General features: G+C 67.1%; 16 protein-coding genes, 1 tRNA gene, 1 other RNA gene and 1 pseudogene. 4 read left to right on the top strand and 15 right to left on the bottom strand.

Translation table 11 applies throughout. From position 1 onward, the window contains the following. Positions 1-29: 29 nt before the first annotated feature. The 5 genes and pseudogenes from G333_RS0105740 to aceE form a co-directional block, all read right to left on the bottom strand. Positions 30-1,253, bottom strand: coding sequence for an argininosuccinate synthase (locus G333_RS0105740; RefSeq protein ID WP_019562805.1), 1,224 nt, complete (start codon positions 1,251-1,253; stop codon positions 30-32). 57 nt (positions 1,254-1,310) lie between these two features. Further along, positions 1,311-2,276, bottom strand: coding sequence for an OmpA family protein (locus tag G333_RS0105735; protein WP_019627927.1), 966 nt, complete (start codon positions 2,274-2,276; stop codon positions 1,311-1,313). A gap of 6 nt (positions 2,277-2,282) precedes the next feature. Beyond that, positions 2,283-4,070: a dihydrolipoyl dehydrogenase gene (gene lpdA / locus G333_RS0105730; protein ID WP_019627926.1), complete on the bottom strand. Its 1,788-nt coding sequence runs from the start codon at positions 4,068-4,070 to the stop codon at positions 2,283-2,285. 24 nt (positions 4,071-4,094) lie between these two features. Beyond that, positions 4,095-5,450: pseudogene (aceF, locus tag G333_RS0105725) on the bottom strand (dihydrolipoyllysine-residue acetyltransferase); the annotation flags it as partial. Further along, positions 5,446-8,109 carry a pyruvate dehydrogenase (acetyl-transferring), homodimeric type gene (gene aceE / locus G333_RS0105720; protein WP_019627924.1) on the bottom strand — a complete coding sequence of 888 codons (2,664 nt, stop codon included), beginning with the start codon at positions 8,107-8,109 and terminating at the stop codon, positions 5,446-5,448. The gene aceE and the pseudogene aceF, both read right to left, overlap by 5 nt. A 296-nt stretch (positions 8,110-8,405) precedes the next feature. Here aceE and rnt point away from each other — a divergent pair, with 296 nt between their 5' ends. Continuing rightward, positions 8,406-9,092, top strand: a complete 687-nt coding sequence (gene rnt / locus G333_RS0105715) for a ribonuclease T (RefSeq protein WP_018145268.1) — start codon at positions 8,406-8,408, stop codon at positions 9,090-9,092. A gap of 91 nt (positions 9,093-9,183) precedes the next feature. Here the strand turns inward: rnt and grxD are convergent, their stop codons facing one another. The 10 genes from grxD to G333_RS0105670 form a co-directional block, all read right to left on the bottom strand. Continuing rightward, complete coding sequence (gene grxD / locus G333_RS0105710) at positions 9,184-9,513, bottom strand: Grx4 family monothiol glutaredoxin (RefSeq protein ID WP_018145267.1); 330 nt, start codon at positions 9,511-9,513, stop codon at positions 9,184-9,186. A gap of 83 nt (positions 9,514-9,596) precedes the next feature. After that, positions 9,597-10,691: a redox-regulated ATPase YchF gene (gene ychF / locus G333_RS0105705; RefSeq protein WP_018937282.1), complete on the bottom strand. Its 1,095-nt coding sequence runs from the start codon at positions 10,689-10,691 to the stop codon at positions 9,597-9,599. Further along, positions 10,688-11,317, bottom strand: coding sequence for an aminoacyl-tRNA hydrolase (gene pth / locus G333_RS0105700; protein ID WP_019567630.1), 630 nt, complete (start codon positions 11,315-11,317; stop codon positions 10,688-10,690). Before pth ends, ychF begins: the two co-directional genes overlap by 4 nt. Positions 11,318-11,341: 24 nt before the next feature. After that, a complete protein-coding gene (locus G333_RS0105695; protein ID WP_018169038.1) occupies positions 11,342-12,043 on the bottom strand; it encodes a 50S ribosomal protein L25/general stress protein Ctc in 702 nt (233 codons plus the stop codon). Positions 12,044-12,182: 139 nt separating this feature from the next. After that, on the bottom strand, positions 12,183-13,121 hold the full coding sequence (locus tag G333_RS0105690) for a ribose-phosphate diphosphokinase (protein ID WP_196800520.1): 939 nt from the start codon (positions 13,119-13,121) through the stop codon (positions 12,183-12,185). 145 nt (positions 13,122-13,266) lie between these two features. After that, a non-coding RNA gene (locus G333_RS14655) (RtT sRNA) lies at positions 13,267-13,391 on the bottom strand. Between the two features lie 35 nt (positions 13,392-13,426). Further along, positions 13,427-13,501, bottom strand: a tRNA-Gln gene (locus G333_RS0105685). Between the two features lie 119 nt (positions 13,502-13,620). Then, complete coding sequence (gene ispE / locus G333_RS0105680; RefSeq protein ID WP_051080802.1) at positions 13,621-14,475, bottom strand: 4-(cytidine 5'-diphospho)-2-C-methyl-D-erythritol kinase; 855 nt, start codon at positions 14,473-14,475, stop codon at positions 13,621-13,623. Between the two features lie 26 nt (positions 14,476-14,501). Next, positions 14,502-15,167: a lipoprotein insertase outer membrane protein LolB gene (gene lolB, locus G333_RS0105675; RefSeq protein ID WP_019567628.1), complete on the bottom strand. Its 666-nt coding sequence runs from the start codon at positions 15,165-15,167 to the stop codon at positions 14,502-14,504. Further along, positions 15,164-16,909 carry a tetratricopeptide repeat protein gene (locus tag G333_RS0105670; protein ID WP_019627921.1) on the bottom strand — a complete coding sequence of 582 codons (1,746 nt, stop codon included), beginning with the start codon at positions 16,907-16,909 and terminating at the stop codon, positions 15,164-15,166. Before G333_RS0105670 ends, lolB begins: the two co-directional genes overlap by 4 nt. 170 nt (positions 16,910-17,079) lie before the next feature. Here G333_RS0105670 and hemA point away from each other — a divergent pair, with 170 nt between their 5' ends. Genes hemA through prmC form a run of 3 tightly spaced genes read left to right on the top strand, consistent with a single transcriptional unit; the run spans position 17,080 to position 20,314 of the window. Continuing rightward, entirely contained in the window at positions 17,080-18,378 is a 1,299-nt protein-coding gene (gene hemA / locus G333_RS0105665; RefSeq protein ID WP_019627920.1) for a glutamyl-tRNA reductase, read from the top strand. Next, on the top strand, positions 18,375-19,460 hold the full coding sequence (gene prfA, locus G333_RS0105660) for a peptide chain release factor 1 (protein WP_018951638.1): 1,086 nt from the start codon (positions 18,375-18,377) through the stop codon (positions 19,458-19,460). Before hemA ends, prfA begins: the two co-directional genes overlap by 4 nt. Beyond that, entirely contained in the window at positions 19,460-20,314 is an 855-nt protein-coding gene (prmC, locus tag G333_RS0105655) for a peptide chain release factor N(5)-glutamine methyltransferase (RefSeq protein ID WP_019562797.1), read from the top strand. The genes prfA and prmC overlap by 1 nt, the downstream gene beginning before the upstream one ends. Positions 20,315-20,354 lie beyond the last annotated feature (40 nt).

Raw genomic sequence — 20,354 nt, 5'->3', positions numbered from 1 at the left:
AGGAGCGCTGGCGGCCCGCCCCGCTCATGTCATGTCGGCTTGCGGTTGCGGCTGGCGGCGATACGCAGGCGCAGCGCGTTCAGGCGGATGAAGCCCTCGGCGTCCTTCTGGTCGTAGGCGCCGGCGTCATCCTCGAAAGTGGCGATGGCATCGTCGAACAGGGTGTCCTCGGAGCGACGCCCCGCGACGATCACGTTGCCCTTGTACAGGCGCAGGCGCACCTCGCCGTTGACCACGCCCTGGGTGTCGTCAATCGCGGCCTGCAGCATGCGCCGCTCCGGGCTCCACCAGTAGCCGTTGTAGATGATGCTGGCGTAGCGCGGCATCAGCTCGTCCTTCAGGTGCGCGGCCTCGCGGTCCAGGGTGATGGATTCCAGCGCCCGGCGGGCACGCAAGAGGATCGTGCCACCCGGGGTCTCGTAGCAGCCGCGGGACTTCATGCCGACATAGCGGTTTTCGACAATATCCAGCCGGCCAACACCGTGGGCCCCGCCACGCTCATTGAGCTTCGCGAGCAGTTCGGCCGCGCTCAGGCGCTCGCCGTTGATCGAGACCGGATCACCCTTCTCGAAGCCGATGGTCAGGGTCTCGGATTCGTCCGGCGCGGCCTCCGGGGAGACCGACCAGCGCCACATGTCCTCCTCGGCCTCGGTCCACGGGTCCTCCAGCGGGCCACCTTCGTAGGAGATGTGCAGCAGGTTGGCATCCATCGAATACGGCGACTTGGTGCCCTGCTTCTTGTAGTCCACCGGGATGTTGTGCTGCTCGGCGTAGGCCATCAGGCGCTCGCGCGAGTTCAGGTCCCATTCGCGCCAGGGGGCGATCACCTTGATGCCCGGCTTCAGCGCATAGGCGCCCAGCTCGAAACGCACCTGGTCGTTGCCCTTGCCGGTGGCGCCGTGGGCGATCGCGTCGGCTCCGGTCTCCTCGGCGATCTCGACCAGGCGGCGTGCGATCAGCGGGCGCGCGATGGAGGTACCCAGCAGGTACTCGCCCTCGTAGATCGTGTTGGCGCGGAACATCGGGAACACGTAATCGCGCACGAAGATCTCGCGCAGGTCCTCGATGTAGATCTGCTTCACCCCCAGGGCCTCGGCCTTGGCGCGGGCCGGCTCGACCTCCTCGCCCTGGCCCAGATCGGCGGTGAAGGTGATGACCTCGCAGCCGTATTGATCCTCCAGCCATTTGAGGATGACCGAGGTATCCAGACCGCCGGAGTATGCAAGGACGACGCGCTTGATCGAGGAACTCATAAGAATTTCTATCCTTTTCCTAAGGTAAAGATATAGTCGTTTTCGCGACCGGCGTCACTACCACGCCGGGGTCGCGGAGGGTGCGGCCGGATCCGGAACGGGGCCGGGGACGCGGCCCTCGGACCCTTCCGTGTCGGCGACGGGGGCGTCACGCGCGTCGGCATCGCCGCTGTCCAGCCACCAGATATCGCTGCGCCGCGAGGCCTGGCGCGCGCCATCGGCGGCCGGGTCGACACCCGGGGCCTCGATCTCGACGCCCGCAGCCGGGAGACCCGCCTCCACCAGTGCCTGACGCACCACCTCGGCACGATTGCGGCTGAGGGGGCGGTTGATCTCCAACGGCCCGGCGGCATCCGTCCAGCCGACGACCCGAACGCGCGGGGTCTCCGCATCCGCCAGGATGCGGGCCGCGCGCTCCAGAACCTCGCGTGCCTCGGGATCCAGACGATGGCTGCCGGTTTCGAAATAAACGCTCCAGCGATCCAGCGCGCCCCCGTCCGGGCTCGCGGCAGGCGCGTCCTGCCCGCCATAACAGGCGCGGAAATCGCGCGCACGGAGGGCAAAACGAATGCCGCGAAAGTGCACCGAGTCGTCACCATCGGGAAAATCGATGCGCACGTCATGGCCTGCCAGCAGGCGGGCCTTCAGGAGTTGGGCCGATCCCTGTGGCACCCGGAACAAGCGATCGTCACGGGCCTGCAGCCGCAGATCCAGGGGCGACTGGGTCGCCGGGCGCAGCCATTCCGGCGCGCCGGTGCGCAGCCGCGGCGCGACGCCCGCCGGCATCGCGTAGGGGGCCTGCCAGAAGACTGCGGTCAACAGGCCCGGCCGGGCCTCGAAACGCAGCGTACCGCCGTGACGCACGGTCTGCTGGATGCGACAGGTGGCATCTTCCTCGGTCAGCTGCCAGTCACTACGCTCCAGCGGTTCGCTGTAGGGCGCAGCACCCGCCGTGGCCATACCCACCCCCAGCAGCACCAATCCCGGGAGTGCGCAACGCAGCCACTGGCGCAAGCGGGCCATGACCCGCTAGCGCTTTTTCGGCGGCAGAATATCGGTGATCGAGCCGTGCGCGACCTCGGCGGCGAAGGCCACCGTCTCGCTGAGCGTCGGGTGCGGGTGCACGGTCAGACCGATGTCTTCCATCTCGGCGCCCATCTCCAGCGCCAGCATCGCCTCGCCGATCAGGTCGCCGGCGGACGGGCCGACGATACCGGCTCCGATCACGCGGCCATCCGCGTCGAACAGCAGTTTAGTCAGGCCGTCCTCGGCACCCAGCGCGATCGCGCGCCCGGAGGCGGCCCAGGGGAACACGCCCTTGGTGTATTCGATACCGTCGGCCTTCGCCTGCTCCTCGGTCACGCCCATCCAGGCGACCTCGGGGTGGGTATAGGCAACGGACGGGATCGCGCGTGCATCGAAGTGGACCTTGTGCCCGGCGATCACCTCGGCGGCAACCTTGCCCTCGTGAGTGGCCTTGTGCGCCAGCATCGGCTGGCCGACCACGTCGCCGATGGCGAAGATGTGCTCGACGTTGGTGCGCTGCTGGCTGTCGACCTCGATAAAGCCGCGCTCGCTCACCTGCACGCCGGCCGCCTCGGCCTTGATCTTCGCCCCGTTCGGGCTGCGGCCCACGGCGACCAGCACACGATCGAAGGTGTCTTCTTCCGGCAGGCCCTTGGCCTCGCCCTCGAACTGGCAGACGATCCCGGCCTTGGTGGCCTTGGCCTCGGACACCTTGCTCTTCAGGAAGATATTCTCGAAGCGCTTCTTCGCGCGCTTCTCGAACGGGCGCACGATGTCGCGATCCGCGCCCGGCATCAGGGTGTCCGAAAGCTCCACCACCGTGACCTTGGAGCCCAGAGACTCGTACACGCAGGCCATCTCCAGGCCGATGATGCCGCCGCCAACCACCAGCATGCGGTCCGGGATCTCCGCCAGGTCCAGCGCGTCGGTGGAATCCATCACTCGCTCGTCGTCCCAGGGGAAGCCGGGCAGCTTGATCGCCTGCGAACCGACCGCGATGATCGCGTGCTCGAAGCCGATCACCTCGCGGCCGTCATTGCCCTCCACCGCGATGCTGTTGGCGCCGGTGAATTCGCCGACGCCCTGGACCACGCGCACCTTGCGCTGTTTGCACAGCTGCTTGAGCCCGCCGGTCAGCTTCTTGACCGTGCCGCCCTTGTAGCCGCGCAGGCCCTCCAGATCGATCTCCGGTTCGCCGAATTTGATACCCAACGCGGCGAAACGCTCGGCCTCGTGCAGCACCTCGCCGGCATGCAGGAGCGCCTTGGACGGGATGCAGCCGACGTTCAGGCACACGCCGCCGATCTCCGGGTAGCGCTCGACCATCACCACGTCCAGGCCCAGATCCGCGGCTCGGAAGGCGGCGGTATAACCGCCGGGGCCGGAACCCAGAACCAGCACCTGGCACTGGCTGTCGGTGTTCGGGTCGGCGGCCGCCTTGGGGGCCGCCGCCTTTTTCGGCTCACTCGCGGCGCCGGACTCCGCCTTCGCGGATTCGGCTTTGGCATCACCGCCTGAGGCGCCCTGCTCCTCGGTGCCAGCAGCGTCGCTGCTGGCCTCGAGATCCAGGAGCTTGCTGCCCTTGGACACCTTGTCTCCGACCTTCACGTGCAGCTTCTTCACCGTGCCGGCCTCGGGGGCGGGCACGTCGATGGTCGCCTTGTCGGACTCCAGGGTGATCAACGGATCTTCCGGGGCGATCTCGCTGCCCGGCTGCACCAGGACCTCGATAATCTCGACGTCCTTGAAATCCCCGATGTCCGGGACCTCGATGGTCTTGGTCTGGCTCATCCAATCGCTCCGGTTCGAATTCGGTTACAGCAGCATGCGGCGCATGTCGGACAACAGTCCGCTCAGCGTGGTAGCGAAGCGCGCGCCCAGGGCGCCGTCGATCACCCGGTGATCGTACGACAGTGCCAGCGGCAGAATCAGGCGCGGCTCGAACTCCTTGCCGTTCCAGACCGGCTTCATGCTGGAGCGCGACACGCCCAGGATCGCGACCTCGGGGGCATTCACGATCGGAGTGAACTGGGTTCCGCCGATCCCGCCGAGGCTGGAGATGGTCAGGCATCCGCCCTGCATGTCCGCCGGCTTGAGCTTCTTGTCACGGGCACGCTGGGACAGGTCCATCAGTTCGGAAGCGATGTCGACCAGGCTCTTGCGGTCCACGTCGCGTACCACCGGGACCACCAGGCCGTCCGGGGTGTCCACCGCGATGCCGAGGTTGTAGTACTGCTTGATGATCAGATTCTCGCCGGTTGCGTCCAGCGAGGCGTTGAAACGCGGGTACTGCTTCAACGCGGAGACCACCGCCTTCATCAGGAACGGCAGGAAGGTGACCTTCACGCCCTTCTTTTCGTACTCGGCCTTCAGCGACTTGCGGAAGTCCTCGAGCTCGGTGATGTCGGCCTCGTCGAACTGGGTCACGTGCGGGACGGTGACCCAGTTGCGATGCAGGTTCTTGCCGGTGAGCTTGTTGATCTTCGACAGCGGCTGGGTCTCGGTCGGCCCAAACTCGGAGAAGTCGATCTCCGGCATCGGCTCGACCCCCAGCCCGCCACCAGCGCCCTGGCTCAAGGCGCGCTTGACGAAGCCCTGCACGTCCTCGCGCAGGATGCGCCCCTTGCGCCCGGATCCGTCGACCTTGCTCAGGTCGACGCCCAGCTCGCGCGCGAACTTGCGCACCACCGGCGAGGCATGCGCCTTGCGGAAGGCCGACTCGTCACGGATGTGCTCGGTGGGCGACGGGCGCGGGTCGGCCCGGTCGGCGGCCTTCGGCGCCTCGGAGGGCTGCGGCTTTTCGGCCTCGGGGGCCGATTCGGCTTTGGCATCCGAAGAGGATGCTTCCTGCTTCGGCGGCTCGTCTTTCGCGGACTTGTCCTCGGCGGCACCCTCGTCGGAGGGTTCCAGTTCCAGGATCGGATCGCCCTCGTTGACGCGGTCGCCGGCCTTTACCTTGACTGCTTTCACGGTCCCGCCCTGCGGGGCCGGGATCTCGATGGAGGCCTTGTCCGATTCCAGCGTGATCAGCGGATCCTCCGGGGCGATGGTGTCCCCCGGGCTCACGATCACCTCGATGATCTCGACGTCCTTAAAGTCACCGATGTCCGGTACGTGCACGGTAGTCGTGTTGCTCATGTCTGCTCCTGCCTCGGTACCGGCGGCCTCAGGCCTGCAAGGGGTTGGGCCGTTCGACGTCGATCTTGTACTTCTTGATCGCGTCGGTGACGGTCTTGGCCTCGACGGTCCCGGCGTCGGCCAGGGCCTTCAGGGCCGTGACCGCGATGTGGTAACGATCGACCTCGAAGTGCCGGCGCAGCGCCGCGCGGGTGTCCGAGCGGCCGAAGCCGTCGGTGCCCAGCACGCGATAGTCGGCCGGCACGAAGGCGCGGATCTGGTCGGCGTAGGCCTGGACGTAGTCGGTCGCGGCGATGACCGGGTCGTCCGAACCACCCAGGCACTCCTCCACCCAGGACTTGCGCGGCTTGGCCTCCGGATTCAGGCGCGCATGGCGGTCGGCATCGCGGCCGTCGCGGGCCAGTTCGTTGAAGCTGGTCGCGCTCCACACCTCGGCGGCCACGCCGAAGTCCTTGTCCAGCAGTTCGGCGGCGGCGATGGCCTCGCGCAGGATGGTGCCGGAGCCCAGCAGACGCACCTTCTTTTTCTTGCGCCCGCCCGCCTGGAAGCGATACAGCCCGCGGCGGATGCCTTCCTCGGCACCCTTCGGCATGGCCGGCTGCGGGTAGTTCTCGTTCATCACGGTGATGTAGTAGAAGACGCTTTGCTGCTCCGCGTACATGCGGCGCATGCCGTCCTGCACGATCACCGCCAGCTCGTAGGCGAAGGTCGGGTCGTAGGCGATGCAGTTGGGGACGTTGGCCGCCATCATCTGGCTGTGGCCGTCATCATGCTGCAGGCCTTCGCCGGCCAGCGTGGTGCGCCCGGCGGTCGCGCCCATCAGGAAGCCCCGGGCGCGCATGTCGCCGGCGGCCCAGATCAGGTCGCCGATACGCTGGAAGCCGAACATCGAGTAGAAGATGTAGAACGGCACCATCGCCACGCCGTGCGTGGAGTAGGAGGTCGCGGCCGCGATCCAGGAGGACATGGAACCGGCCTCGTTGATCCCTTCTTCCAGGATCTGGCCCTTCTTGTCCTCCTTGTAATACATCACCTGGTCCTTGTCCTGCGGCTCGTAGAGCTGACCGACCGAGGAGTAGATCCCCAGCTGACGGAACAACCCTTCCATGCCGAAGGTGCGGGCCTCGTCGGGCACGATCGGAACCACGTTCTTGCCGATCTTCTTGTCGCGGGCAAGCAGGGTCAGCAGGCGCACGAAGGCCATGGTGGTCGACATCTCGCGCTCGCCGGAGGCCTCCAGCAGGCCGTTAAACGCATCCAGCCCGGGCACTTCGAGCGGCGTGGCCAGCGGCCGGCGCACGGGCAGATGCCCGCCGAGGTCGTTGCGCCGCGCGTTCATGTACTTCATCTCTTCGGAGTCGGGATCCGGCTTGATGTACTCGGCCTTCTCCACCTGCTCGTCGGACAGCGGGATATTGAAGCGGTCGCGGAACTGCTTCATGTCGTCCGAATCCATCTTCTTCTGGCTGTGGGTGCGGTTCTGGGCCTCGCCCGCAGCGCCCATGCCATAGCCCTTCACGGTGTGCGCGAGGATCACCGTCGGCTGCCCCGTGTGCTCGGCTGCCGCCTTGTAGGCCGCATAGACCTTGACCGGGTCGTGCCCCCCGCGATTCAGCCGCCAGATGTCCTCGTCGGACATGTTGGCCACCATGCGCTGGAGTTCGGGATACTTGCCAAAGAAGTGTTCGCGCACGTAGGCGCCGTCGCGCGACTTGTAATTCTGATAGTCGCCATCGACCGCCTCCATCATGCGTTTCTGCAGCAGGCCGTCGGTGTCCTTGGCCAGCAGCGGATCCCAGTAGCGGCCCCACAGGACCTTGACCACGTTCCAGCCGGCGCCGCGGAAGATGGCCTCCAGCTCCTGCACGATCTTGCCGTTGCCACGCACCGGGCCGTCCAGGCGCTGCAGGTTGCAGTTCACCACCCAGGTCAGGTTGTCCAGCTTCTCGCGCGAGGCGAGGGTGATCGCCCCCAGGGTCTCCGGCTCGTCCACCTCGCCGTCGCCGACAAAACTCCACACGCGGCGGTTCTTGGTCTCCGCCAGGCCGCGATCCTGCAGGTAGCGCATGAAGCGCGCCTGGTAGATGCTCATGATCGGACCCAGGCCCATGGACACGGTCGGGAACTGCCAGAAGTCCGGCATCAGCCACGGGTGCGGATACGACGACAAGCCCTTGCCATCCACCTCGCGGCGGAAGTGGTCCAGCTGCTCCTCGCTCAGGCGTCCTTCCATGAACGCGCGGGCGTAGATGCCCGGCGAGGAATGCCCCTGGGCAAACAGCAAGTCACCGCCGTGGTCGTGCGCAGGGGCGTGCCAGAAGTGGTTGAAGCCGACGTCGTACAGCGTCGCGGCGGAGGCGAAGGTGGCGATATGCCCGCCCAGCTCGGCAGAGACCCGGTTGGCCTTCACCACCATCGCCATTGCGTTCCAGCGGATATAGGAACGAATGCGATGCTCCACCGCGCCATCGCCCGGATATTCCGGTTCGAGGTGGGTGGGGATCGTGTTCACATAGGCAGTGTTGGCGGAGTACGGGAGGTAGGCCCCGCTGCGGCGCGCCTTGTCGACCAGTCGCTCGAGGAGGGCATGGGCCCGCTCCGGGCCATCCGTCTCCAGCACGGAGGCCAGGGCGTCGATCCACTCCTGGGTCTCCTGCGGGTCGATATCGTGTTCGATCGCGTTCGGGTCCATGCGCTCTACCCCTGAAAACGGGTTGGGAATCGGGTTGCCACTACGGGGCCGGGCCACCGGGCAGGCGGGCATTTGCTACCATGCGCCGGTGTTGGGCGGGCATAAAAGGCGCAAGTATCCCGACTGTCCCGCCAACAGGTCAAGCGAAAGCCCGCTATGGCGCCGATCGTCGGGGAAATCTGCGGGAACGTGCGCAAAGTGCGCGCAACCCGCCTAAACAGCCGGAACGCGGGACAATCCCCGCCCGGCGCCACCGACATCCCGAACCACCGCCGCACCCGAAACCGAGTACCTCAATGCCCGAAACTCTGCAGCTGGACCCCAATCACCGCCCGATGGCGAACCGCTTCCGCGGCTTCCTGCCGGTGGTCGTCGACGTGGAGACCGGCGGCTTCGACTGCCACCGACATGCCTTGCTGCAGATCGCTGCGGTGTTTCTGCGCCGCGACGCGAACGACCACTTGGTGCGCGACCGCACGGTCAGCGTGCACGTGCGGCCGTTCGAGGGTTCGGAAATGGACCCGAAGTCGCTGGAGGTCAACGGCATCGACCCCTACCACCCGCTGCGCGCGGCCTACCCCGAGGATCAGGCGATGGGCAAGGTGTTCAGCGAGGTGCGCCGGGAGGTGAAGGTCAACCACTGCAAGCGCGCGGTGCTGGTGGGGCATAACGCCCACTTCGACCTGGGCTTCGTGCACGCGACGGCCGAGCGCTGCGGCATCAAGCGCAACCCGTTCCACCCGTTCAGCAGCCTGGACACGGTATCCCTGGCGGCACTGGCGTTTGGCCAGACCGTGCTGGCGCGCGCGGCGGACGCCGCAGGACTGGGCTGGGACACCGAGTCGGCGCACAGCGCGGCCTTCGATGCGGAAAAGACGGCGGACATCTTCTGCCAGATCACCAACCGCTGGCAGGACGGGATCGGGGTGCCGCAAAACGCCCTGCGCCTGCCCGACCCGGAGGAGCTCCCGCCCGGGAGTTGAACGCAAAAAACCCGCCGCCCGAGCCGCCATAAGGGCGCCCGGGTGACGGGTTATATGCCGGACGACCGTATGGCCGCCGGACCAGTTCAGCCTAGCTGGCCGCGCGCTTGGCGTGGGCCTCGTCGACCATCTTCTTCAGCTCGCCGCTCTCGAACATCTCGAGGGTGATGTCGCAGCCCCCGACCAGTTCGCCGTCGATATAGACCTGCGGAAAAGTTGGCCAGTCGGCGAAGCGCGGCAGATTCTGCATGACTTCCTGATCCGCGATCACGTTCACGTAGCCAAATTCCTGGTCGCAGCGCTTGAGCGCCTCCACCGCACGGCTGGAGAACCCACACATGGGGAACTGCGGGGTGCCCTTCATGAAGATCACCACCGGATTGTCTTCCACCTGCTGGCGGATGCGATCCATTACGTCCATTACTGTACTCCCGAAATTTGGTGCCAAAACAGGGCGCAGCCGCGCATCGCGGCACGCCCCAAACTTATTTCCTAGTATAACGCTCAGACATTGAAGCGGAAATGTACCACGTCGCCTTCTCTCAGCACGTATTCCTTGCCTTCGAGGCGCCATTTCCCCGCGTCCTTCGCGCCCTGCTCGCCGTTGTATCCGACGAAGTCGTCGTACCCCACCACCTCGGCACGGATGAAACCGCGCTCGAAATCCGTGTGGATCGCCCCCGCCCCCTGCGGCGCAGTGGAGCCCTGGCGAACGGTCCAGGCACGCACCTCCTTCTCGCCCGCGGTGAAGAAGGTCTGCAGGTTCAACAGGCGGTAGGCCGTCCGGATCACCCGGTCCAGCCCCGGCTCCTCGAGACCCAGGTCGGCCAGGAACTCGGTACGCTCCTCGGGATCCAGCACCGCGATCTCGGCCTCGATGGCGGCGCAGACACTGACCACCTCGGCGCCCTCCTCGGCCGCCTTCGCCTGCACGGCCTCGACCATGGCATTGCCAGCGGACAGCGAGGCCTCGTCCACATTGGCAATGTACATCGCCGGCTTGAGGGTCAGAAGGTGCAGGTCGTACAGGGCCCGCCGCTCGTCCTCGTCCAGACCCTGCGCCCGTGCCGGAATGCCCTGATCAAGGCCCGCCGATACCTTCTCGGCCGCCTGCAATTGGGCGATGGCGGTCTTGTCCTGCGACTTGGCCGCACGCGCCAGACGGGAAAGCGCCTTGTTCACCGTCTCGAGGTCCGCCAGCATCAGCTCGGTGCTGATGGTCTCGATATCCGCCAGCGGATCGACCTTGCCGGCGACATGTACGATGTCGTCATCCTCGAAACAACGCACCACCTGAGCGATCGCGTCCGTCTCGCGGATATGCGCCAGGAACTGGTTGCCCAGCCCCTCGCCCTGGGCGGCCCCCGCGACCAGGCCGGCGATGTCCACGAATTCGACCGTGGTCGGCAGCGTACGCTGGGGCTTAACGATCTCGGCGAGCCGCGTCAGCCGCGGATCCGGGACCTCCACCACGCCCACGTTCGGATCGATGGTGCAGAAGGGGTAGTTCTCCGCCGCGATGTCCGCGCGCGTGAGGGCATTGAACAGGGTGGACTTGCCGACATTCGGCAGGCCCACGATCCCGCATTTCAGACTCATCGGGCTTCCTCGGAGTTCTTGGGGCCGGCCGGCTTCGACCCACCCCCATGCAGATTGCGCACGGCCTCGTCCCAGCGCCCGGCCACCAGGGCCGGGATCTGGTCCAGGGCCGTATCGATGGCCTCCTCGATGGCCCGGGCATCATCCCGCCCAGGGCGATCGAGCACGAACGGCACCACGTCGTCGCGATGCCCCGGGTGGCCGATCCCGACCCGCAGCCGGGCGTAGTCCGGCCCGCCCATGTGGCGGTGCAGATCGCGCAGCCCGTTGTGTCCACCATGGCCGCCGCCCAGCTTCAGTCGCACTACGCCAGGATCGAGATCCAGCTCGTCATGCACGACCAGGATGGCCGCGGGCGGGATGCGGTAGAAATCCGCGCACTTGCGTACCGGCAGGCCACTCTTGTTCATGAAGCTCATGGGCTTGAGCAGCCAACAGTCGCCGTCCGGCAGGGCCAGACGTGCCGCTTCACCATCGAAGCGACTCTCGGGGCGGAACTCCGTGCCATGGCGGCGGGCCAGGGTGTCCACAAACCAGAAACCCGCGTTATGCCGGGTTTCGGCATAACGCGGGCCCGGATTCCCCAGCCCGACCACGAGACGGATCGGTTCGGGTTGGATCGCCATCAGTCAGGTGGCAAGCCGCAAGGCTTACTCCTTGTCCCCGGACTCCGACTCGTCGCCGGAAGCGGCCTCGTCGCCACCCTCGGCTTCTGCGCCACCTTCGGCTTCCGCGGCTTCGCCTTCGAGCTCTTCCTCTTCCGCCTTCGCGGAACGCGGCAGCAGCACGCTGACCACGGCGTAGTCGTATTCCTCGCCGTGCATCAGGGCCACGCTCTGCACGCCCTCCGGCAGCTTCAACTCGGAGATGTGCACGGTGTCACCGACATCCAGCTCGATCACGTCGAGATCGATGGACTCGGGCAGGTCGCCCGGCAGACACTCGACCTCGAGCTCGTTGATCATGCGGCTGACCATGCCACCGCCCAGCTTCACGCCCTTGCACTCTTCCTCGTTGTGGAAGTGCAGCGGCACGCTGACGCGGATCGGCTGATTGGCGCTCACGCGCATCAGGTCGACGTGGTAGATGGTCGGCTTGAACGGATGGCGCTGCACATCTCGCAGGATCGCCTTCTCGGTCTTGCCGCCCAGCTTCACGCTCAGGATGTGCGAATAGAACGCATCTTCCTTGAGGTTGTGGACCATCGCATTGTGATCCAACGTGATGGCCACGGCGTCCTTGTCCGCTCCGTACAGGATGGCGGGCAGCTTGCCAGCGCGACGCAGGCGGCGGCTCGCACTCGAACCCTGTTCGTCACGCTTTTCGGCTTCAATGGTAAAGCTCATGCTCATTGCTACGGTCTCCAAAATGAAAGGCGCTTCACCCGAAGCGCCTTGAACACACCCCGCCCGCGACCAGGCGGGGCGCTGAATGGGAGGCAAGCCTCCCGAAATCGGTTATCGCCGGTCCACAGCTCCAGCCCACACGGGCCTAGTCCATGAACAACGAGCTGACGGACTCTTCGAGGTTGATGCGGCGGATGGTCTCCGCAAGCATCTCCGCGACCGACAACTGACGAATCTTTTCGCAGGCCTGCGCATTGGGCTGCAGGGCCAGGGTGTCGGTCACCACCAGCTCGTCAAGCGACGAACCGTTTATATTATCAATTGCCGCGCCGGAAAGCACGGGGTGCGTGGCATAGGCCATCACCGAGTGCGCCCCGTGTGCCTTCAGGGCCTTCGCGGCCTGGCACAGCGTACCGGCGGTATCCACCAGGTCGTCAATGATGATGCAGGACTTGCCGCGCACATCCCCGATGATATGCATTACCTCGGACTCGTTGGCACGCGGGCGGCGCTTGTCGATGATCGCCAGATCGGCGTCATCCAGCCGCTTCGCGATGGCGCGGGCACGCACCACCCCGCCGACATCCGGCGACACCACGGTCAGATCGCCCGAGACATGCCGCCAGACGTCGCCCAGCAGCACCGGCGAGGCATAGATGTTGTCCACCGGGACATTGAAGAAACCCTGAACCTGGTCGGCGTGCACGTCGATGGTCAGCACGCGATCCGCGCCCACCGCCTCGATCATGTTGGCGACCACCTTGGCCGAGATCGGCACCCGCGCCGAGCGCACACGACGGTCCTGGCGCGCATAACCGAAATACGGGATCACCGTGGTGATGCGTCCGGCCGAGGCGCGGCGCAGCGCATCCACCATGATCACCAGCTCCATGATGTTTTCGTTGGTCGGCTGCCCCGTCGGCTGGATCAGGAAGACGTCGCGGCCGCGCACGTTCTCCAGCAACTCGACCTGCACCTCGCCATCGCTGAAACGCCCCACGATGGCCTTGCCCATCGGCAGCCCCAGGTGTTCCGCAACGGCCTGGGCGAGACGCGGGTTCGCATTGCCCGCGAAGATCATCATGCGATTCTTGTCGACCACGGTTCGTCCCGGTCTGGATGGAGTGGAGCGAGCGCGCTAGAACGCCCGAGCTCCAAATTATAGACCCCGGATCGGGACCGGGGTCTTGGTGGTTTTGCTTCGCGCCCTTCTGGCGCGAAGCGGTTGTTGGCTGGGCCGGCAGGATTACGGCGCTGCGCGCCGCCCTTCGGGCCGCCGCCTTCGGCGGCGTTCTCTCGCGGCTACGCCGCTCGAGTCGAACCCGGTTCTCATCCTGCCGTCCCGGCAGTTCACTCAGTGCCCCGCACCGGCGGCGCGGGGCGATTGTATGGCTGGGCCGGCAGGATTCGAACCTGCGCATGGCGGGATCAAAACCCGCTGCCTTACCGCTTGGCTACGGCCCAATATCTCCCTGAACTCTATTGTACTTCCTGACCGGCGCCGTGCCCGGCTCACCCCGCGAATCGGCAAGGCCGATTCGGGCCGGCAGGATGATGGCGCTGCGCGCCACCCTTGCGTGGACTTATTCTTTTTCGGTGTTACCGCCGCACGGCGGTAACCAGGCCTGCAAGGGTGACGCGTTCTGCAACGTCGTCACCCAACTTTTCCACGGCCCGGGCTGCGCGGACTGCGCTGCCCGGGCCGCCCCCTCATCGGGAAACATCCCGAACACACAGCCGCCGCTCCCGCTCAAATACGCCCGGGGGCTTTGATCCGCCAGCCAGGCCAGCGCGTGATCGACCTCCGGATAGCGCGCCCGAACGACCGGTTCGAACACGTTCACGAACCGCTCGGCATCGATCGCGGACGAAATTGTCTCGGTGGCGCAGTCGCGTGTCAATTCCGCACACCCGAACATGGCCCCCGTGGCAACCGAAACGCCCGGGTCGATCAGCAGAATCCAGCCGGTATCCGGGGCCACGGGCGCAAGTCGTTCGCCCACCCCTTCGGCCCACGCCGCATGCCCGGCGACGAACACCGGCACATCGGCGCCCAGCTCCAGCCCGATCGCCGCCAGTTGCTCGACTGGACACCCCAGATCGAACAGGTAGTTCAGGGCCACCAGCGTGGTGGCGGCATCGGAGCTGCCGCCACCCAGACCGCCCCCCACCGGGATCCGCTTTTCGAGGTGGATGCGCACGCCGAAGGACTTGTCCGCCACCTCGGCCAGGCGCCGGGCCGCCCGCAGGCAGAGGTTGTCCTGCCCATCGATGGCCTCGCAGGCCATCTCGAAGCGCCCCTCGGGCAGGGGATCGAAGCGCAGGCGGTCTTCCAGCCCGAGGAACTGGAACACCGTCTGCAGCTCATGATAACCATCCGGCCGGCGGCCAGTGATGTGCAGGAAACGGTTGATCTTGGCCGGGGCCGGAAACGGCATCCCGAACCCCCCGCCCGTCGCCGCACTCACCACGTCTCGTCCGGCCCTAGCTGCCACCGGCCGATGCGCGCGCGCAGCTCGACCTCGTCGCGTTCGAGGACCATGGCAACCGGCATCGAAACGCCGTCAACCTCCTCGAACTCGGTGTATTCGATGGCCCAGCCGGACTGCAGGATCTCCAGGGGGCGGCCGTCCGCATCGATATCCAGCTGGTAGGAGGCTTCCGGGTGCAGCAGGCCACGCACCCAGTAGATCATCCCGCTGACCGGGATGGATTCGCCCAGCACCCGGGCCACCAGGGTATCCGGGTCCTGCGCCTGGAAGCGCTCGCCGGACCGCGTGACCAGCAGCGCGCGCCCGTTATCCGAGAGCGTCAGACGCCCGCCGCCGCGCCCCATCGGGCCGGACAGGTCCAGCACATGCCGGCCTTCCTGCACCCGCCAGTTGAGCTGGGCCGACCAGTATTCCTCCCCGGAGGCCAGCCCCAGACGTGCCACCAGCCGCCAGCTGTCCAGTGCCGCCAGCTGCTCGGTGCGCTCCTCGAAGGCCGCCTCGGCCGCTGGCGAGGTGTCCGCCTCGGGCAGAGGGGCAGCACAGCCCGCGAGCAACAGCCCCCAGCCACCCACCAGCCCGGCCAGCCACCCCGCGCCCCGGATCCGCCGCGACTGTCGCGTCGTCCCGTGCCCGTTCATTCGATCAGATCGTTGCGCACGCGCTGCAGGCGCTCATGCCCGGGCTCGCGGTCCAGCGCGGCCTCGAGGACCTCCCGGGCTTCTTCACGCTCGCCACGCTCCCACAACACCACCGCCAGGTTGCTGGCGATCTCGCCGTCGTCCGACAGCGAGTAGGCACGACGCAGCTGGGTCTCGGCCTCTTCGAGACGGCCCAGGCGGTACAGGACCCAGCCATAGCTGTCGATGATCGCGGCGTCATCCGGCTCCCGCTCGTAGGCGCGCAGGATCAATTCGTAGGCCTCGTCATAGCGATCGGTTCGATCCGCCAGGGTGTACCCCAGGGCATTCAGCGCCGCGACATTCTCCGGATCGGACTCGAGGATCGTGCGGAAATCGGCCTCGGCCGCCGCGATGTCGTCCTCGCGCTCGTGCACCAGTCCGCGCAGGTACAACAACTGCGTATTCCCTGGAAACTGCACCAGGCCGCGGTTCAACCGGCTGCGGGCGTCGGCATACTCGCCCCGCTCGCGCAGGGCGTTCGCCTCGGCCAAATAGGCGCGCCGGGCCAGATCCTCATCCACGCCTTGCTGCATGGGGTCGAAAAGGTCACGAGCGGCCTCGGCCCCGTCGTGTTTGAGTGTCAGGCGCGCGCTGCGCAGGCGGGCATCCTCGGCATGGTCACCGGCCTCCACGCGGGCGTAGGCGCCCAGGGCGGCCTCCGGCTCGTCGGCCATCTCGTGCAAGCGCCCCAGGTAGTACGCGACGTCGTTCTCGCGCTCGCCCAGGGCATCCAGGCGTTCGAGGTAATCCCGCGCGGGCCCCAGCTGCTCCGCCTCGAGATTCATCAACGCCAGCGCCAGCAGGAGCTGCGTATCCTCCGGCGCCATCTCCACCAGACGGTCCATCTCTTCGCGGGCGAAGACGTCATCCTCCATCTCGGTCAGGACCCGCGCGTATCCCAGACGGGCCTCGCGATTGTCCGGGTGCGCCTCCACGGTCGCGCGCAGGGTCTCGACCGCCGCATCGTCATGCCCGGCCTCGCTCTGAGCCCGTGCATGCAGCAAACGCAGCTGGACCGATTCCGGGAAGCGCTCGGCGGCCCGCTCGGTCACCGCAAGCACCTCCTCACCTGGCTCGCCAAAGCGCAGCGCGGCCTCGGCCTGCACGCGATGCACGCCCACGTCGTCGCGGCGGCGCTCGGCCAGCAGGTGCATGGTCTCCATAGCCGCCTGCTGGTCCTGAGCCTGACCAATCACACCACCCAGGGTCGCGTAGGGGTCGCCACCCTGCACCACGACGCGATTCATCAGCGAATCCAGCTGTTCGGCCGCCTGATCGGCATCACCGGCGTTGATCCGCAGGACCGTCGAGACCTGGCTGGCATCGGTGCTCTCGGGGGCCAGACGCAGCCAACGGTCGGCCGAACGCTGTGCGTGTTCCGGCTCGCGCGCGAACAAGGCGATCCGGGTGGCACGCTCGGCGATGGCCGGATCGTCGCTCAGCAACGCCGCGGCTCCGTAATAGCGCGCCGCCTCGGCATGCTCGCCGGAGCGCACCGCGATCTCGGCGGCCAGGACGCTGAACATCAGCACAGCCTCCGGATCCTGGGTCTGCATCAAGGGCAGCACCTCGGGGCGATCCGACTCCGGCGGTTCGGAGGCGTCCAGCGGGGTATGCGCACAACCCACCAGGGAGAACACGGCGGTGAGCGCGAGCAGGCTTCGAATCATGTTGTGTCCAATCGGGATCATTGCGGCCATATCGGATGGGACGGGGCAGCGGCCCCCAGGGTTCCACAGCGCGGGTTCCACACAACGGGTATACGGAGACGTCCGGCCGGCGCGCGCCACCTCCTGCTAACCGTACAGCACAGTACACTATCGGGAAATTCGGCCACGCGCCCGCATTTTCCGGCACAATACGCGCCAGCATGCTGTTCACTCTCGGGATCAATCACAAGACGGCTCCGGTCGCCATTCGCGAACGGCTCTCCGTCAACGAGCACGAACTCGGCGAGGCCCTGCACTCGCTGCGTTCCGGCGTGCTATTGCCGGAAACCGCGATCCTGTCCACCTGCAACCGCACCGAGGTGTACTTCCGCGAGGACGATCAGCAAAGCGAGCAGCGCGTCATCGACTGGATCGGCGGCTACCACGGCATCGACCGCGACGAACTGAAACCCTACCTCTACCTGCACCACGATGGCTCGGCCGTGCGTCACACTCTGCGCGTGGCCAGCGGGCTGGATTCCATGGTCCTCGGCGAGCCGCAGATCCTGGGGCAGATGAAGACCGCCTACCAGCACGCCCACAACGCCGGTACGCTCGGGCGCTCGCTGGAGCGTCTGTTCCAGCACGCCTTCGCCACCGCCAAGGACGTGCGCACCCAGACCGCCATCGGCCAGAGCGCGGTCTCGGTCGCCTTCGCTGCGGTGTCACTGGCACGCCAGATCTTCGGTGACCTGAAGCCGCTGACCGCCCTGGTGATCGGCGCCGGCGAGACCATCGAACTGGCCCTGCAGCACCTCTCCGGGGGCGGCATCGGCAACGTCATCGTCGCCAACCGCACGGTGGAGCGCGCCCGCGCCGTGGCCGGACGCTTCGATGCCGAGGCCATCAGCCTCGACCAGCTCCCCGATCGCATGGCCGACGCGGACATCGTCATCTCCTCCACCGCCGCGCCCTTGCCGATCCTGGGCAAGGGCGCGGTGGAACGCGCGCTGCGCAAGCGGCGGCACAAACCGATGTTCATGGTGGACATCGCCGTGCCGCGCGACATCGAGCCCGAGGTCGGCCAGCTCGAGGACGTCTACCTCTACACCGTGGACGACCTGCAGGAGGTCATCGACGAGAACATGGCCTCGCGCCAGGCCGCTGCCGAACAGGCCGAAGAGATCATCACCCAGCGCGCCGGCGAGTTCATGCGCTGGCTGCGTGCCCGCGACTCGGTGGACAGCATCCGCCACCTGCGCCAGCGCGCCGACAGCGTGAAGGCCGAGGCGCTGGCCAAGGCCGAGGCCATGCTGCGCGCCGGCAAGTCGCCCGAGGAGGCCATGCAGCTGCTGGCGCACAACCTGACCAACAAGCTGATGCATGCCCCCTGCAAGTCGCTGAACACCGCCGCGCACGAGGGCGACGCCCGCCTGCTGGAGGCCGCGCACCGGCTGTTCCAGCTGCCCGCCCCGGAAGACGACCCCGGCGACGATTCCGACTCCGGCACCCGTTCGTGAAGGCCTCGTTCCGCACCAAGCTCGAGGGCCTGACTGAACGCCATGCCGAGATCGCGCAGCTGCTGGCCACCCCCGACGCCGCCGAGGACCCGGACCAGCTGCGCCGCCTGTCACAGGAATACAGCCAGCTGGAACCGGTGGCCGAGGCCTGGAAGGCCTGGCACGACAACCACGCGGCGCTGGAAGAGGCGCGCGCGATGCTCGAGGACGACGACGCCGATCTGCGCGCCATGGCCGAGGCCGAGATCGAATCCCTGACCGAACAGACGGAGGCGCTGGAGGCGGAGCTTTATCGCCACCTGATCCCGAGCGACCCGCACGACAACGCCAACGTGTTCCTGGAGATCCGCGCCGGGACCGGCGGTGACGAGGCCGCGATCTTCGCCGGCGACCTGCTGCGCATGTACACCCGCTACGCCGAAAACCAGCGCTGGAAGCTGGAGATCCTCAGCGCCAGCGAGGGCGAACACGGCGGTTACCGCGAGGTCATCGCGCGCCTGGCAGGGCAAGGCGCCTACTCGCGGCTCAAGTTCGAATCCGGCGCTCATCGCGTGCAGCGCGTCCCCGAGACCGAATCCCAGGGCCGCATCCATACCTCCGCCGCAACGGTCGCCATCCTGCCGGAACTGGAGGAGGTCGAGATGCCGGAGATCAACCCGGCCGACCTGCGGGTGGACACCTTCCGCGCCTCCGGCGCCGGCGGACAGCACATCAACAAGACCGACTCCGCCGTGCGCCTGACCCACCTGCCCACCGGCATCGTGGTCGAGTGCCAGGAAGAACGCTCGCAACACAAGAACCGGGCCAAGGCGCTCACCTACCTGGCGGCGCGCATCTTCGAGACCGAGCGCGAGGCCCAGGCGGCCGCGCAGAGCGCCGAACGCAAGGGTCTGGTCGGCAGCGGCGACCGCTCCGAGCGCATCCGCACCTACAACTTCCCGCAGGGCCGGGTGACCGACCATCGCATCAACCTGACCCTGTACAAGCTGGAACAGGTGATGGCCGGTGACCTCGACCCGGTCATCGACCCGCTGATCCACGAATACCAGGCCGAGCAGCTCGCCACCCTCGCGGAGGCGTAATGGAGGCCCCACCCACGCTGGATACCCTGTTGCAGGGCCTGCGTACCCGCCTTCAGCAGGCGGGCGTCGAGAGCCCGGGGCTGGAGGCGCGCATGCTCCTGAGTGCCACTACCGGCCTCGACACCGCGCAGCTGATCGCGCGCGGTAGCGACCCCGCCAGTACCGCACAGGCCGCCCACGCCGAAGCGCTTTGCCAGCGCCGCTGCGCCGGCGAGCCCATGGCGCACATCCTGGGGCGCCGCGCCTTCTGGACGCTGGAGCTGGGCGTCTCCCCCGCCTGCCTGATCCCACGCCCCGAGACCGAGCTGCTGGTGGAACAGGCGCTGGCCGTGATCGACGAGCTCGACACCGACGCACCCCGCGTACTCGATCTGGGCACCGGCCCCGGCACCATCATCCTGGCGCTGAAGAGCGAACGCCCGGGCATCCAGGCCTTTGCCAGCGACCGCAGCGAGGGCGCCCTGCAGCAGGCGCAGACCAATGCGCACGCGCTGGGGCTCCCGGTTCAGCTCTGGCAGGGCGACTGGCTCGACGCACTGACCCCGCTGCCGCACTTCGACGTCATTACCTGCAACCCGCCCTACATCGACCCGGACGACCCGCACCTGACGCGCGGCGACCTGCGCTTCGAGCCACGCACCGCCCTGGCTGCGGCGGAACACGGCCTCGCCGACCTGCACCGGGTGATCGACAACGCCCGCCCCCACCTGAAGCCCGGCGGCTGGCTGCTCCTGGAACACGGCTTCGACCAGGGCGAACGCGTTCGACAACGGCTGCAGCAGGCAGGCTATCGGGACGTCCACACCCAGAAGGATCCCGCCGGCCACGAACGGACCAGCCTGGGGAGACACTGAACGACGTCAACGTGACGCCCATGCCCCGACCACAAAAAAG

The sequence above is a fragment of the Thioalkalivibrio sp. AKL10 genome (assembly GCF_000381845.1).
In the GTDB taxonomy this organism is placed as follows: Bacteria; Pseudomonadota; Gammaproteobacteria; order Ectothiorhodospirales; family Ectothiorhodospiraceae; genus Thioalkalivibrio; species Thioalkalivibrio versutus.
Note: the sequence above shows the minus strand (reverse complement) of the source record. Positions and strands in the feature narration are given on the sequence as shown.

Excerpts from the sequence above, each read along its gene's own strand:
- G333_RS0105740 (WP_019562805.1), bottom strand. The coding sequence starts at position 1,253 with ATGAGTTCCTCGATCAAGCGCGTCGTCCTTGCATACTCCGGCGGTCTG.
- aceE (WP_019627924.1), bottom strand. The coding sequence starts at position 8,109 with ATGGACCCGAACGCGATCGAACACGATATCGACCCGCAGGAGACCCAG.
- pth (WP_019567630.1), bottom strand. The coding sequence starts at position 11,317 with ATGGCGATCCAACCCGAACCGATCCGTCTCGTGGTCGGGCTGGGGAAT.
- lolB (WP_019567628.1), bottom strand. The coding sequence starts at position 15,167 with ATGAACGGGCACGGGACGACGCGACAGTCGCGGCGGATCCGGGGCGCG.
- hemA (WP_019627920.1), top strand. The coding sequence starts at position 17,080 with ATGCTGTTCACTCTCGGGATCAATCACAAGACGGCTCCGGTCGCCATT.
- G333_RS0105735 (WP_019627927.1), bottom strand. The coding sequence starts at position 2,276 with ATGGCCCGCTTGCGCCAGTGGCTGCGTTGCGCACTCCCGGGATTGGTG.
- ychF (WP_018937282.1), bottom strand. The coding sequence starts at position 10,691 with ATGAGTCTGAAATGCGGGATCGTGGGCCTGCCGAATGTCGGCAAGTCC.
- prmC (WP_019562797.1), top strand. The coding sequence starts at position 19,460 with ATGGAGGCCCCACCCACGCTGGATACCCTGTTGCAGGGCCTGCGTACC.
- G333_RS0105695 (WP_018169038.1), bottom strand. The coding sequence starts at position 12,043 with ATGAGCATGAGCTTTACCATTGAAGCCGAAAAGCGTGACGAACAGGGT.
- G333_RS0105690 (WP_196800520.1), bottom strand. The coding sequence starts at position 13,121 with ATGATGATCTTCGCGGGCAATGCGAACCCGCGTCTCGCCCAGGCCGTT.
- grxD (WP_018145267.1), bottom strand. The coding sequence starts at position 9,513 with ATGGACGTAATGGATCGCATCCGCCAGCAGGTGGAAGACAATCCGGTG.
- ispE (WP_051080802.1), bottom strand. The coding sequence starts at position 14,475 with ATGCCGTTTCCGGCCCCGGCCAAGATCAACCGTTTCCTGCACATCACT.
- rnt (WP_018145268.1), top strand. The coding sequence starts at position 8,406 with ATGCCCGAAACTCTGCAGCTGGACCCCAATCACCGCCCGATGGCGAAC.
- lpdA (WP_019627926.1), bottom strand. The coding sequence starts at position 4,070 with ATGAGCCAGACCAAGACCATCGAGGTCCCGGACATCGGGGATTTCAAG.
- G333_RS0105670 (WP_019627921.1), bottom strand. The coding sequence starts at position 16,909 with ATGGCCGCAATGATCCCGATTGGACACAACATGATTCGAAGCCTGCTC.